Here is a 13,954-nt window from a genome sequence, read left to right on the forward strand (position 1 = left end):
ACTGCGGACAGGCTGGTCCCGCTGTTCCTTGATGACGTTGTCGCGCGGACCGCCGTAGCCGGAGTTCCTGTCGTAGCGTTTGTCCGGATCATCTGCCCGAACGCTTCGCGGTGATCGCGCCGGCGGATGGCGAGGGTGAACGTACTGGCGGAGGAGACGGCCCCGGCGGAGCGGACGACTCTTTTTCGGATGAATTCGACGTGGCGGAGCAGCGGATCGACAGGGGTGCGCGTTCATAGCGTATGGACAGTGAAAGCTTGCGGCTGGCGGCGCCGGCACCGAAGGTGTCCGCTTCGCCGGCCGCATCCCCTGATGCTGAGCTGGTCGCCTTCTATCGCCGGCATCGGCTCAGTCTTGTGCGGTTCGCGGTGCTGCTCGTCGGCGACCAAGAGACGGCCGAAGACGTGGTGCAGGACGTGTTCGTTCGGCTTCACAGCAAGTGGCGACCGGGAGTCACGACGGTCGCTTATGTCAGGACGTGCGTGCTCAATGGTTCCCGATCGATCCTTCGCCGCCGGGCGGTCGCGCTGCGACGGGTCGAGCCGGTCGCGGACCTGGCCGACTCGGCGGAGACCGCCGTGCTGATCGGGGAGTCGCGGCGGGAGGTGCTGCGCGCACTGGCCCGCCTGCCGCGGCGCCAGCGCGAGGCCCTGGTGATGCGCCACTACCTCGACCTGTCCGACGCCGAGATCGCCGAAGCCATGCGCGTCAGGCAGAGCACCGTTAGATCCATGACCGCCCGAGCCTTGGCCAGGCTCCTTCGCGAACTGGGAGACAACGCATGAACAGCATTGAAGAGCGGCTCCGCGACGCCATGGCGGCTCGCGCGGAGATCGTCGGGGACGATGATCGTCCGTTGCCCGCCCCGCGGCCCCGCCGCAGCTCCAGAGGGGGCCTGGTCAGGGTCGCCGCCGTCGCCCTGACAGTCGCCGCGACAGCCCTCGGAGTCGCAAGGCTCGCCGCCCCGTTGCTGGAACCGCAGGAGAGCATCGTCGCCATGTCACTGAGTGGCACGGTGTCATCTGGAGGGCCCGAGGTCGCGGTCTTCCTTTGCAAGGACGGCGACTCCTTGACGAGCTGCGCGGGCGGCGGCGAGATCACCAAGACAGAGTGGAAGGATCTCGAGCGGGCGCTGGAGGCCCGGCCTGAGGTGGAGAGTGTCAGGTTTGAGGACCGGCAGCAGGCATGGGAGAACTTCCGTCGCCACTACAAGGACAACCCCGAACTCCTGAAGGCGACAACTCCCACGGACATGCCCGAGTCCTTCCGCGCCAGGATCAGGGCGGGTGCGAAACCTTCGACCGTGGCCCAGGCCGCGAGCGAACTGCCTGGCGTTTCCATGAGCGTCGACCAGGCTTGCCTCATCGACAACAGCCCGCCCTGGGGGATCGTCAAGAGGCTCCTGGGAAGGGGGGAACAGTGCTCCTTCACGGGCAAGGGACGGTGACCCGCGTCAGCCGAGGCCTGCCGAGACCGCCGGCTCCCGCACCGACTCACCCCCTGGTACTGCTCTGCAGGGGGGCACTCTCGTCGCTGGCGCCGCTGCAACGCCTCCATGCGCGCCTGACGCGAAAACCCTGCGCCCTAACATCGCCTCACCATCGCACGATAGTCAGTCATGACCGTGCGACAGCGGCCCCGCTTCTCCTCGGCCCGCCGCCTCACACCGCGCTTCTCCGCTCGCGACACAAGAGTGATCGCCGCCCGCCAGCGCCTGAAGCCACGGCAGCGCCGCAGGCTCCGTGACGTCCGCTGGTCCGTCCAATGGTGGGCCGCCCTCACCAGCGTCATCGCCGGCCTCATGTCCGTCCCCGCGCTCATCATCTCCATGAACGCGCTCACCCTCAGCCAGCAGCAGAGAGCCGACGCGCTCGCTCAACTCACTGAAGACAATCGTGAGAAGGAGCAAGCCAAGGCCAATGCAACTGCCCTGGAAAAAACGGCCTTCATCCGGCACATCAACATCTGGGCGACTGGAGGACCAGCATCTCCACCGGAGTGGCGCTGGCGCGTCCGAAACGCCAACTCGCGGCCCGCAGTGGTATACCTCCGCTGGGAACCCACGGAGGCCAAGTCCAAGTCCATTCGCTTCTATTTGTTCAACGTCGCCCCATGCAGTGAGGGCGTGCTAGGGATCCCAGAACCAAAAGGCGAGGTAAGTGGACTCCCTACGTTCGTCGTCGCCACCGACGTGCTCGCACCAGAATTCTGGTCGCTGACCGGCGAACCCATCAACAGCGAAAAATGGGAGTCGGAACAGGGCCCTTACCTCACAGAAATAACCCCAAAAAGCGTCATAAGCCGGATACTGCCCTGCACCTGACCCAGCACGGTGGCGATCTCCTGCCGCGATCGTCATCGGACAAGGTCCGGAAGCTCTGCGTGATCGCTTTCAGCTCGACCCCGCTGTCGGGTGAGGCCCGGTGCAGGTCGGCCATCTCGGCAGCGAGCTCCACGCTGAGGGTCTTGTCCGGTTCGACGGTGGCCGGTCAGAAGCCGAGATCGGTCAGGCCCGGGTGGTCGTCCGGGCGGCGCCCCAGGGGCCAGTGGTACTTCCGGTCCGACTCCTGGATCGGCAGGTCGTTGATGCTCGCGTGCCGTACCCGCATCAGGCCCTGCTCGTCGAACTCCCAGTTCTCGTTCCCGTACGAGCGGAACCAGTTGCCCGCGTCGTCATGCCACTCGTAGGCGAAGCGGACCGCGATCCGGTCCCCGGTGAAGGCCCACAGCTCCTTGATCAACCGGTAGTCGAGCTCTCTGGCCCACTTCCGCCGGAGGAACGCCACGATTTCATCATGTCCCGTCGCGAACTCCGCCCGGTTCCGCCAGCGTGAATCCTTGGTGTAGGCCAGCACGACCTTCTCGGGATCCCTGGTGTTCCAGCCGTCTTCCGCCAGCCGGACCTTCTCTATGGCGGTCTCGCGGGTGAACGGGGGCAATGGGGGTCGCGTTGTCATGTCTTCTCCTCAGTCGTCGCAGTGCCGAACCGCGGCGCGACCGATCCCCGACCGCCGTTTCGCCGGCTGCCGGCGTCACGGTTGCGACCGTGATTGCAGGATACTTCTCGGGGCTTGAGCAGGGAGTCATCCGACGTCGGGCAGGCAGTGTGTCCGTCCCATGGCGGCGACGTCTTGTGCGCGGTGACGGCAAGCTACCGGAGTCCAAGAAGGTCAGGGCAGGGGCCGTTCCGTCACCGTTGATCGACGTGTTCTTGCTCGGCGGCCGCGGCGTGGGCGGCGTCGAGGCGCTCGAACGGGCCTGGACCGTCGTGCGGCTTCGGCGGGGCGCCGAGGTGGCGGACGCGAAGCTCGTCCATGAGCTCCTCCATGAACGCCGGACCCTCATCGCGCATGAGCTGCTGCCGGCTCCGGAGCTCGTCGCTGCCTGGGCGCCAGTCGAGGCCCCAATTGCCGAGGGCGTAGATGATCGGAAGAGTCTGGATACCAGCTTCAGTGAGGCTGTAGCGAGCGCGCTGCCCCCGCGCGGCGGTGCCGCGGGTGAGGATCCCTGCGTCGACGAGTCGCACGAGGCGGTCGGCGAGGATGTTCGAAGCGATGCCCTCGATCGACCCGGTGAGCAGCACCCGAAAGTAGCGGCGGTCGCCGAAGATGACGTCGCGAAGCACGAGCAACGACCAGCGATCTCCGAGCACCTCGACGCCGGCGTTGATCGGACACCCGGACCGTGGTTCCACAGTTCCTCCTTGACAGGTATTTCGCCCTACCTATAGTAGTTGCAGAATACAATCACTCTTGGGAAGAGGAGATGATGGGCCGCTTCATCTATTCGATGCAGGTGTCCCTCGACCTGCGGATCGAGCAAGTTCCTGGGGACAACGGTGCCGGCGAGTGGCTGCGTATCCACGAGGAGCTGCACCGCGAGTGCAACGCGCTGACGCAGGCGCTCGCGCTCATGGTCCAGGGCCGGGTCTACTACGAGGTCATGGAGGAGTACTGGCCACGGGCGCGCGAGGACGCGTCACTGCCGGACTACATGCGTGAATACGGCGAGATCTGGACAGCCAAGCCCAAAGTGCTTGTCTCCCGCACCCGCCGCAGCGCCGATCACAACACCCGGATCATCGGCGGAGACGACGCGATCGAGCAGCTCGCCGCCCTGCGGGCCGGGACCGACGGCAGCATCAGTGTGGGCGGCGCGGCGCTCGCGACGCAGCTGCTCCGGGCGGGGCTTCTCGACGAGCTGCTGCTCTTCACCCACCCCGCGATCCTCGGCTTCGGCAGGCCGCTGTTCGACGACTACGACGTGCCGATCGAGCTCGACCTGCTCGAGCAGCGATCGTTCGAGCAGGGCGTCACGCTGCATCACTACGCCATCCGGGATGTAAAGGAGGCGAGCTCGTGCTGAGGCAGGTCGCGGAGGGTGTGCTGGTCCACGAGAGCGAGTTCTGCCAGAGCAACGCCGTTGTCGTGCAGGGCCAGGGTGGCGTGTTGCTCATCGACGCCGGGGTGCTGGGCGACGAGCTGGCCTGCCTCGCGAATGACCTGTCCGATTCGGGCCAGACCGTTGTGGCAGGTTTCTCGACGCATCCTCATTGGGATCACCTGCTCTGGCACCCCAGTCTCGGCGCGGCGCCCCGTTACGGCACCGCGTCTTGCGCGGCTACTGCGCGAGATCGCCTGTCGGGTGGGGTGGATGCGGTCGCAAAGGCCGTCGGCATCCCCGAGGGGGTACCGCTGGACCTGCTCGGCCTCATTACCGGCCTGCCCGCCGAGACGACGCGGATCCCTTGGGATGGCCCCAGGGTCCGGATCATCGAGCATCAAGCGCATGCTCCGGGCCATGCGGCGCTGTTGATCGGGGAACGCGGGGTTCTCGTCGCCGGCGACATGCTCTCTGATGTCTTGATTCCCATGCTCGACCTGAACGGCACCGTTGACCCGATCGAGGACTACCTCGCCGCGCTGCGACTGCTGGAGGGCGTGGCGGGGGACGTCGACGTCTTCGTCCCGGGCCACGGGTCCGTCGGCGGAGCTGACGAGGTACGTGCCCGGATCGACCAGGATCGGGGGTACTTGCACTCCTTGCGTGACGGCCGTGCTCTCAGCGACCCGCGGGTCGGCCCATCGGCCAAGGACGGCTGGGAGTGGGTGGCCGGCGTGCACGAACGGCAACTCCAGCGCCTCGCCTGACGCCCGCGCCGACCTCCTCGACCACACCGGCGAGATCCAGGCCCAGGACGGCCGGCAGCTTGCTCCTGGCATGGGCGGCCTGGCCGGCCGGATCTTGGTGTCCAGTGGGTTGTCGGGTGGATGTGGGTGCCGGCAAGAAACAGGGACGGGATTTCTGGATCTCACCGCATACTGGAAGAATCTCCATGAACAACGGCCTGACAGGCGACGGACCGGAGGACTGATGGCCGAACGACCCGGCAGGACACGTACGGAGGAGCCTGCGGCCAAGCGCAGGAGGCCTCGTGCGGGTAGCGGGCAGTCGCTCGGCGACCAGGCGTACGAGCACATACGCGCCGCGATCCTCCAGGGCAGATACCGCCCCAACCAGCGGCTGCCGGAAGACGAGGTGGCGGCGCAGCTCAACAGCAGCCGCACTCCCGTACGCGTCGCCCTGATGCGCCTCGTCGATCAGGGGCTGGTCCTCCGGGAGCGGCAGGGCTGGGTCGTGCGTGAGCACACCCCGGACGAGATCCGCGAGATCTACGAGGTGCGGTGCGCCCTTGAGGCGATGGCCACCGGGTTGGCCGCCGTGCGCGCCTCCGAGGAGCAACTGGGCGGGATCGCCGCGTTCTACGACGGGCCGATCGAGGAGTACGTGCAGCGGCCCCGCGCCGAGCTGGGCCGGATGAACCGCGATTTCCACCAGGCCATCGTGCAGGCCTCGGGCAACGGCCGGCTGCTGGACGAATGGCTGCGCAACCGCGACTTCGGCATCACGTACAACATGGCCGTCCTCTTCACCCGGGACGAGGTCGTCACCTGCGTGGAAGGCCATCAGCGCATTGTCGAGGCGCTGATGCGCCGCGACCGTGAGAGTGCGGAGAGGCACGCGAGAATCCATGTCGAGGACGTCCAGGCCGCGGCCAGCCGCCGGCTCGACGCCCTGCAGACGTCCGTCGGGCTGTACCTGTCCTGAACTGGGTGGTCCGAGCGGACGGCATGGCAACCCGCCACATCCTCGATCTCGGCCGCCGAACCGGCATCTTCGCCCTCTTTGAGCACTTCCACCAGGCCGACGTGACCGCCCCGTCGACCTGGTGTGGGCGTCCGCGTCCGGCCTGAAGGCCGCGCGGATCGCGTGGGTGGCACGACGCCCATAAGGCGGCCTCGTACCAGCTCTTCACAGGTCAGATCGACCACCGCCACAGATGCGAAACAGTGATGAAACAGACTCTTGAGGCATTGGATCCAAGTTTGTATCCTACGTTGCATGCAATCTGCCAAGAGCTTCTCGTCGATCGACCCTCGGACAGGAGCCGAGCGGCGCCGGTTCGCCGACGCGACGCACGCCGATCTCGACAAGGCCCTCGCGGGCGCGGGCGAGGCGTTCCCCGAGTGGGGCGGCTTCGACCCGGCGCCACGGGTCGCCCTGCTGCGGCGGATCGCCGATGAGCTGATGACCCGCCGGGCCGAGCTCGTCGCGGTGGCCGGCGCGGAGACCGGGCTGCCGGAGCAGCGTCTCGTCGGCGAGGTGGAGCGGACCGTGCTCCAGCTCACCCAGTTCGCGCGGATGATCGAGAAGGGCGATCACTTCGACGCGGTGATCGACCCGGCGACCGGCACCGCCGCGGACCTCCGCCGGGTCAACGTGCCCCTCGGCCCGGTCGCCGTGTTCGCGGCCAGCAACTTCCCGTTCGCGTTCAGCGTTGCGGGCACCGATACCGCCGCGGCGCTGGCCGCCGGGTGTCCGGTGATCGTGAAGGGGCATCCCTCGCATCCCGAGACCGCGGAGCTCGTCGCCGGGGCGGTGCACGCGGCGGTGGCCGCGACCGGAGCGCCGAGCGGGGTGTTCCAGCTGCTCCAGGAGAGCGGGCTGGAGGTCGCGCGGCGGCTGGTCACCGCGCCCGGGATCGCCGCCGTCGCCTTCACCGGCTCGCTCGCCGGCGGCCGGGCGATCTTCGACCTGGCCGCCGCGCGCCCGCGCCCCATTCCCGTGTACGCGGAGATGGGCAGCCTCAACCCGGTGTTCGTCCTCCCCGGAGCACTCACGGAGTCCCTGGCGGACGGCTTCGCCGGCTCGCTGACCACGTCTAACGGGCAGCTCTGCACCAAGCCCGGCGTGATCTTCGTGCCGAGCGGCGAGGCCGGCGACGGCTTCGTGGCGCGAGCCGTACACCGTCTCCAGGAGCAGCCGCCCGGCGTCATGCTCAACGACGCCATGCGGCAGCGCCTGGCGGCGGGAGCGGCAGAGGTGGCGGAGCGGGCCGGGGTGCGCGTGCTCACCGGGGGCGTCCTGCCGGACGACGCCGGTTTCTCCTTCCCCGCGAGCCTGGTGGAGGCCGACCTGGCCACGTTCCTGGCGGACCCGGCGCTCGGCGAGGAGCGGTTCGGGCCGTTCGGGGTCATCGTCCGGTACGGCCAGGCCGATGAGCTGATCGCCGCGGCGCGGTCCTTCGACGGTCACCTCACCGGAACGATCCAGCTCGGCGCCGGGGACAGTGACGACGGGCGGCGACTGGCCGGCGAACTGGCGGCCCGGGTCGGGCGCATCGTCTGGAACGGCTGGCCGACCGGAGTCGCCGTCACCGACGCGATGCACCACGGCGGACCGTACCCCGCGACCACGAACGCCGCCGCCACCTCGGTCGGCACGAACGGGATCTTCAGGTTCCTGCGCCCGGTGGCTTACCAGAACAGCCCGCAGGACCAGCTTCCCGCACCCCTGAGGGACGCCAACCCGCTGCGGATCGGCCGGAAGGTGGCCGGCGGGACGACCGCCGAGGCGATCATCACGACGGGGCCCGGCGATGCCGCCCGCGGCGCGGTCCTGCTGCCGACGTTGCCCGGCAAACCCGAGCTGACGCCCGAAGCCGCCCAAGTGATCAAGGAGGTGCCGGGCTACCTGGGCGTACCGTTCGTCAGCCCCATCTTCCAGGCGCTGGCCAACTATCCCGACTACCTCGTCCCAGCCTGGAACCGGTTCAAGCCCGTCATCGGGTCAGCGGAGTTCCAGCAGGCCGCGGCCGGGCTGGGCGTGCCGGCCGGGTTGCTGCCCGCGCCGGTGGAGTCCCTGAGCGGCACCGACATCGCGCGCTACACGATCACGTTCCACCGGCTGCTGCCCGAGATCCTCCTGCTGGCCTCGTGCTGGTACCGAGGGCTCACCGTCGGCGCCGATCCGGCCTTCGCCCTCGACGGCAGCGCTCCCCCGCTGACCGGCCCAGGCCCGCGTGGCGTTCCCCCGGAAGCGGTCAACATCGTGCCGGACGGGACGCCGCCCGGCGAGGAACTGGCGCGGGTGTACGAGGAGATCCGCGCCGTACACGATCATCCCCGGGTGCTGAGCTACTACCGCGCGATCGGCGGCCGACCCGGCCTCATGCCGCAGGTGTGGAAGCGGCTGGAGCCGATCGCCCGCAGCGCGGAATACGCCGCGGCGCGCGAACAGGTGCTGGCCGACGCCGACGCCGCTGCCGCCCGCCTGCCCGTCCCGGTGATCGACACGGCTCACGCGGAGGACGTGGCGGCCATTCTCGCGCTGTTCCGGCTCCGTCTGATCCCCTCACTCCTGCTCGACACGGCGGTCGTTCTCGCGCTTCTGGGGGAGAAGGCGGCGGTCGTCACCGCCTGACCATCACCGACCTCACCGAACGGCACGGCTCGCGGCATCGGGGGATCGCCGCTTCACCCCATCCCACCGGCCCCGGTGAACTCGTGTCCCGGGCCATTCCGATCCCGCTGAGGGGTTGCTCATGTACCAGCAGATCTTCGACCCAGTCCTCGGGCAGCTCGGGCTGTCCGCCCTCGTCGCCGCGATCCCGTTGCTCGTCCTGTTCGTTCTGCTCGGCGTCTTCCGTTGGAAGGCTCAGTGGGCGGGCCTGTCGGCGCTGGCGGTAGCGGCGCTGATCGCGGTCGCCGTCTACGGCATGCCGATCGTCCAGACCTTGAGCACCGGCGGCTATGGGGCGGCGTCGAGCTTTCTCACCGTCATCTGGATCCTCGTCAACGCACTATGGATCTTCAAGCTGACGGAGTCCACCGGGCACTTCGGCGTACTCCGCAGGTCGTTCGCCGGCGTCAGCGACGACCAGCGGATCCAGGTCATCATCATCGCCTTCGCGTTCGGCGCGCTGCTGGAGGCCCTGGCCGGCGCCGGCACGCCGGTCGCGATCAGCGCGGTCATGCTGATCGCGCTGGGGCTGCCGCCCTTCCGGGCCGCGGTGGCCTCCCTGGTGGCCAACACCGCTCCGGTCGCGTTCGGCGCGCTGTCCGTGCCGATCACCACTCTGTCCAAGGTGACCGGGCTGGACTTCGAGTCGCTGGGCGCGATCGCCGGACGGCAGACCTCGGTCGTCGCGATGATCGTCCCCTTGGTGCTGGTCTTCCTGGTGGACGGCCGCCGGGGCGTCCGGGCCGTCTGGCCCGCCGCGGTCGTCGCGGGACTGGCCTTCGGCGCCGGGCAGTTCCTCTTCTCCAACTACATCTCGGTCGAACTCGCCGACATCGGCGCCGCTCTCTCCTGCGCGATCTTCCTGGTGGCGTTCCTGCGGGTATGGCGTCCCCGGGAGGCGCTGACCGTCGCCGCCGTACCCGTGGTGGCGGGCGGCTCGGGCACCGGCAGCGTCGAGGAGGAGGCGGCTCTGCTGGAGCGCGCGGGCCAGGACTCCCGGAAGAACGTGATCCTGGCCTACCTGCCGTACGCCGTGGTGATCGCCATCTTCGTCGTCGCGCAGTTCCCCGCCATCAAGAGCGCGCTGGGTTCGGCCGCGATCGAGTTCGACTGGCCCGGCCTGTCCATCGTGGGCTCGACGGGCAAGCCGGTCGCCACCGTCTTCGCGTTCAACTTCCTGCCGGCCGCCGGCACGCTCCTGTTCGTCTCCGGCGTGATCACCACCCTGATGCTGAAGGTCCCGCCGGGCCGGGCGGCCCACATCTACGCCGTCACGGTCAAGCAGCTGACCTGGACGATCGTGTGCGTGCTCAGCGTTCTCGCGCTGGCCTACGTGATGAACCTGTCGGGCCAGACCGGCTCGCTGGGCCGCGGCCTGGCTACCCTGGGCGGGGCGTTCGCCTTCTTCTCCCCCGTCATCGGCTGGATCGGCGTGGCGATCACCGGGTCGGACAACTCCTCGAACGCGCTGTTCGGGGCCGTCCAGGTCACCGCGGCCCAGCAGACGGGGTTGTCGCCGCTGCTCATGGCCGCGGCCAACTCCTCCGGCGGGGTCGTCGGCAAGATGATCTCCCCGCAGAGCCTGGCGATCGCGGCGGCGGTGGTCGGCCTCCAGGGCCGGGAGGGAGACATCTTCCGCAAGGTCATCGTCTACAGCCTGGCCCTGCTGGCGCTGATCTCCCTGCTGGTCCTCCTCCAGTCCACCCCCATCCTGGGCTGGATGCTTCCCTAGAACACTCATACCGACACTGGAGACAGAAGATGACCAACCGGTACCGTGCCCTGTTCGATCTCACCGGCAAGCCGGCCCTCGTGATGGGGGCGGCGTCCGGCATCGGGCAGGCCACGGCGCAGATGCTCGCCGGTCTCGGAGCACACGTCGTCTGCGCCGACCTCGATGGCGCGGGCGCCTCGAACACGGCCAAGGCCATCGTCGCCGAGGGCGGCACGGCTCAGGGCCTGGCCGCCGACCTGGGCAGTCACGAGCAGGTCGCGGAAGCCGTACGGACGACCGTGAACGCGTACGGCAGGCTCGACATCGCGGTGTCCACACCCGGCATCAACATCCGCAAGCGGATGGCCGCCTACACCGAGGAGGAGTTCGACCGCATCGTCGGCCTGAACCTCAAGGGCACGTTCTTCTTCCTCCAGGAGACCAGCGTGGTCATGGCGGAGCAGGGCGGCGGCAGCATCGTCGCGTGCTCGTCCATGCGGGCGCTGATGGTCGAGCCCGGGCTCGGCGTGTACGCGTCCACGAAGGCGGCCATCCTGCAGATGGTGCGCGGCCTGGCCTCCGAGGTCGGCCCGCAGGGAGTCCGGGTCAACACCATCGCGCCCGGGGTCATCGACACGCCGCTCACCCGGCCGCTGTGGGACGACGTCAAGGCCAGGGACGCCTACAGCGCGCACACCGTCTTCGGCAGGTGGGGCAGCGCCGACGAGGTCGCCTCCGCGGTGGCCTTCCTCGCCAGTGACGCGGCCTCGTACATCACCGGGACCAACCTCGTCGTCGACGCGGGCTGGACCGTCATCGACGGCCGCTTCGACCCGGGACGCTGACCGGCGGGATATCCCGTTGCCCTGGTCGCCGCGCCGCTGACAGGATCGCCGCCATGCCTGCCTTCTCCGCACATGATGGAACCCACCTCGCGTACCACGTGTACGGAGAAGGCAGCCCGGTGATCTGCCTGCCGGGCGGCCCGATGCAGGACACCGCCTACCTCGGTGAACTCGGCGGCCTGTCGGCGCATCGGCAGTTGATCATGATGGACCTTCGGGGCACCGGCCGGTCCGCGATACCGGCGGACGCCGCCACCTACCGCTGCGACCGGCTGGTCGATGACGTCGAGGCGCTGCGCGAACACCTTGCCCTTGACCGCTTCGACCTGCTCGCGCACTGTGCCGGCGCGAACCTCGCGGCGCTGTACGCGGCCCGGCACCCGGACCGCGTCGGCAAGCTCGCCCTGATCACGCCGAGCACCTTCGCCGTCGGCATCGCGCCCACCGGCGAGTCCCGGCTCGAGATCGCGCGGCTGCGTAAGGACGAGCCCTGGTTCCCGGCGGCCTTCGCGGCTCTTGAGGCCATCGTGGCCGGCAAGGCCACCGACCAGAGCTGGCAGGCCGTCGACCCCTTCTTCTACGGCCGATGGGACGCGGCGGCACAAGCCCACCACGCCGCCCAGAACGGCCATCGCAACGACGAAGCCGCAGCCGCCTTCGGCGCCGAGGGCGCGTACGACCCGGATGCCACCCGCGCGGCACTCTCCGCCTTCAGCGCGCCGGTGCTGCTGCTCGCCGGAGAGGTCGACCTGAACTCGATTCCGAGCGCCGTGGCCGCGTTCGCCGAACTGTTCCCGAACGCCGAGTTCGCCGTTCAGCCGGCGGCAGGCCATTTCCCCTGGACCGATGACGCCGACCGGTTCGTGGCGACGACCACGACGTTCCTCGGACGATGAGGTTCTACCCCGGCGCGACGGCGTCCAGCGCCAGGGAGGCGATGGCGAGCGCCAGAAAACCACCGGGAAAGGCCAGTTTGTAGAACGCGCGGGCCCGTACGTGGGCAACGACCGCGCCGGCGAAGAACAGCACGAGGCCGGTCGCGGCGGCGAACCCGACGAGCGGTGAACATTCCTCTACGACATATCCACTTATAGGCGATGTGGCATCGGAACACCGACGGCTGCATCGGTCCTGCGACAAGAATCGTTGATTCGTCTGTCAGAGAATTGCAAGACCCGTCGGCGACCTTCGTATCGAGCGCCTCCACCAGGCGGCGCCGAAATCGGAGGGCAGTGCCGTGGGGGCAGACGCGACCATCCTGCGCGACCTCGTGACCGCCGAGCTGGCGCGGTCCGGCGAGGCGGGCTGGTCGGTCGAGGCGTCCGATTTCTGGTGCAGGGTCACTCCCGACGGCTATCCGATGCCTGAGCAGGGATGGAAGCTGCATGTCTCCGCGACGATGCTGTCGGCGCCCTTCATACTCACCCAGGTCGCCCGCGTGCTCATCGAGGCGGGGTGCGCCTTCAAGTTCCCCGCCGAGCTCGGCGCCTACTGGGAGCTGCTCTCGCCGCACTGCGCGAGGGCGCAGGCGGGCAAGTTCGTCACCGTCTACCCGGCCGGCGATGCCGAGTCGGTACGGCTGGCGGCCCTGCTCGACGAGGCGACCAGGGGGCTGCCGGGGCCGGTGATCCTCTCCGACCGGCCCTACCGCGCGGGCGGCATCGTCCACTACCGCTACGGGGCCTTCTCCGGGCACCGGACTCTGGGCAACGACGGGTTCTACGAGGTACGGCTGCGCGCTCCGGGAGGGGAGCTGGTCCGTGACCAGCGGACGGCCGCCTTCACCCCGCCGAGCTTCGCCGCCTCCCCCTTCCAACGGCTCGGCGGCCCGTCGAAGGCGTCCGCGGTCATGCTCAACGACCGGTTCGTGGTGCGGGAGGCGATCAGACACGCCAACAGGGGCGGCGTGTACCTCGCCGAAGACACGAAGACCGGACGCGAGGTCATCATCAAGGAGGGTCGCCCGCACGCCTCCTCCGACCTCAGCGGCCGAGACGCCAGAGACCGGCTGGCCGCGGAACGCGCCGCTCTCGACGACCTCGCCGCCACCGATGGCGTGCCCGCCGTCGTCGACTACTTCGAGCAGGGCGGCCACGCGTTCCTCGCGGAGGAGCTGGTCCCGGGCCTCACCGCTCATCGCTGGTCGGAGGCACACGCGACGCCTCTCGGCCCGGACGGCTTCGGCTGCGCGGTCGAGGAGGTCGTACCGGTCGTCTCGCACCTGGTCGGCCTGCTGCGGGAGGTGCATCGCCACGGCTACGTCTTCCGCGATCTGTCGCCCGGCAACGTCATGATCCTGCCCGACGGCCAGGTCCGGCTCGTCGACCTCGAGTACGCGGCCAAGCAGGGCACCACCGTCATGGTCGGCGGCACCCCCGGCTATCTGGCGCCGGAGCTGGCCCCGCACACCGGCGCCTTCCACCAGGCTCCCCCGGCGACGGCGGATCTCTACAGCCTCGGAGCGCTGACGTACTTCCTCGCGGTCGGCGCCGATCTCGGCCTCGCGGAAGGCCTCGCGGAAGGCCTCGCGGAAGGCCTCGCGGAAGGCCTCGCGGAAGGCCTCGCGGAAGGCCTCGCGGAAGGCCTCGCGGAA

The 13,954-nt window shown here is 69.1% G+C and carries 14 protein-coding genes and 1 pseudogene; 11 read left to right on the top strand and 4 right to left on the bottom strand.

Translation table 11 applies throughout. The features are described 5' to 3' along the window. Positions 1-242: 242 nt before the first annotated feature. From AB0F17_RS64665 to AB0F17_RS64675, 3 genes are all read left to right on the top strand, one after another. Positions 243-785, top strand: coding sequence for a sigma-70 family RNA polymerase sigma factor (locus tag AB0F17_RS64665; protein ID WP_358047036.1), 543 nt, complete (start codon positions 243-245; stop codon positions 783-785). Beyond that, positions 782-1,447 carry a permease-like cell division protein FtsX gene (locus AB0F17_RS64670; protein ID WP_358047039.1) on the top strand — a complete coding sequence of 222 codons (666 nt, stop codon included), beginning with the start codon at positions 782-784 and terminating at the stop codon, positions 1,445-1,447. The genes AB0F17_RS64665 and AB0F17_RS64670 overlap by 4 nt, the downstream gene beginning before the upstream one ends. A 171-nt stretch (positions 1,448-1,618) precedes the next feature. Continuing rightward, positions 1,619-2,323 carry a hypothetical protein gene (locus AB0F17_RS64675; RefSeq protein ID WP_358047042.1) on the top strand — a complete coding sequence of 235 codons (705 nt, stop codon included), beginning with the start codon at positions 1,619-1,621 and terminating at the stop codon, positions 2,321-2,323. 166 nt (positions 2,324-2,489) lie between these two features. Here the strand turns inward: AB0F17_RS64675 and AB0F17_RS64680 are convergent, their stop codons facing one another. Both AB0F17_RS64680 and AB0F17_RS64685 read right to left on the bottom strand, forming a co-directional pair. Continuing rightward, a complete protein-coding gene (locus AB0F17_RS64680; RefSeq protein ID WP_358047045.1) occupies positions 2,490-2,957 on the bottom strand; it encodes a nuclear transport factor 2 family protein in 468 nt (155 codons plus the stop codon). Positions 2,958-3,190: 233 nt separating this feature from the next. Further along, positions 3,191-3,694 carry a helix-turn-helix domain-containing protein gene (locus tag AB0F17_RS64685; RefSeq protein ID WP_358047048.1) on the bottom strand — a complete coding sequence of 168 codons (504 nt, stop codon included), beginning with the start codon at positions 3,692-3,694 and terminating at the stop codon, positions 3,191-3,193. Positions 3,695-3,765: 71 nt separating this feature from the next. On the opposite strand from AB0F17_RS64685, the gene AB0F17_RS64690 reads away from it, so the two are divergent. From AB0F17_RS64690 to AB0F17_RS64720, 7 genes are all read left to right on the top strand, one after another. Beyond that, on the top strand, positions 3,766-4,365 hold the full coding sequence (locus AB0F17_RS64690; protein WP_358047051.1) for a dihydrofolate reductase family protein: 600 nt from the start codon (positions 3,766-3,768) through the stop codon (positions 4,363-4,365). Next, positions 4,359-5,150, top strand: coding sequence for an MBL fold metallo-hydrolase (locus tag AB0F17_RS64695; protein WP_358047054.1), 792 nt, complete (start codon positions 4,359-4,361; stop codon positions 5,148-5,150). Before AB0F17_RS64690 ends, AB0F17_RS64695 begins: the two co-directional genes overlap by 7 nt. A gap of 223 nt (positions 5,151-5,373) precedes the next feature. Beyond that, positions 5,374-6,108, top strand: coding sequence for a GntR family transcriptional regulator (locus AB0F17_RS64700; RefSeq protein ID WP_358047057.1), 735 nt, complete (start codon positions 5,374-5,376; stop codon positions 6,106-6,108). Between the two features lie 294 nt (positions 6,109-6,402). Beyond that, a complete protein-coding gene (locus AB0F17_RS64705) occupies positions 6,403-8,763 on the top strand; it encodes an aldehyde dehydrogenase family protein (protein ID WP_358047060.1) in 2,361 nt (786 codons plus the stop codon). A 121-nt stretch (positions 8,764-8,884) separates the two neighbouring features. Then, complete coding sequence (locus AB0F17_RS64710) at positions 8,885-10,534, top strand: L-lactate permease (protein ID WP_358047063.1); 1,650 nt, start codon at positions 8,885-8,887, stop codon at positions 10,532-10,534. 29 nt (positions 10,535-10,563) lie between these two features. Then, complete coding sequence (locus AB0F17_RS64715) at positions 10,564-11,361, top strand: SDR family NAD(P)-dependent oxidoreductase (protein WP_358047066.1); 798 nt, start codon at positions 10,564-10,566, stop codon at positions 11,359-11,361. A gap of 53 nt (positions 11,362-11,414) precedes the next feature. Continuing rightward, on the top strand, positions 11,415-12,257 hold the full coding sequence (locus AB0F17_RS64720; protein ID WP_358047069.1) for an alpha/beta hydrolase: 843 nt from the start codon (positions 11,415-11,417) through the stop codon (positions 12,255-12,257). Positions 12,258-12,261: 4 nt separating this feature from the next. Here AB0F17_RS64720 and AB0F17_RS64725 read toward each other — a convergent pair whose 3' ends face one another. Further along, positions 12,262-12,501: a DoxX family protein gene (locus AB0F17_RS64725; protein ID WP_358047071.1), complete on the bottom strand. Its 240-nt coding sequence runs from the start codon at positions 12,499-12,501 to the stop codon at positions 12,262-12,264. Positions 12,502-13,210: 709 nt separating this feature from the next. Between AB0F17_RS64725 and AB0F17_RS64730 the strand changes: the two are divergent. Beyond that, positions 13,211-13,837, top strand: a pseudogene (locus AB0F17_RS64730) (hypothetical protein); the annotation flags it as partial. On the opposite strand, the gene AB0F17_RS64735 reads toward AB0F17_RS64730, so the two are convergent. Then, a partial coding sequence (locus AB0F17_RS64735) for a PT domain-containing protein (RefSeq protein ID WP_358047089.1) occupies positions 13,810-13,954 on the bottom strand: 145 nt, incomplete at its 5' end. The pseudogene AB0F17_RS64730 and the gene AB0F17_RS64735 sit on opposite strands and share 28 nt — an antisense overlap.

This window comes from Nonomuraea sp. NPDC026600, from assembly GCF_040638335.1.
Classification (GTDB): domain Bacteria; phylum Actinomycetota; class Actinomycetes; order Streptosporangiales; family Streptosporangiaceae; genus Nonomuraea.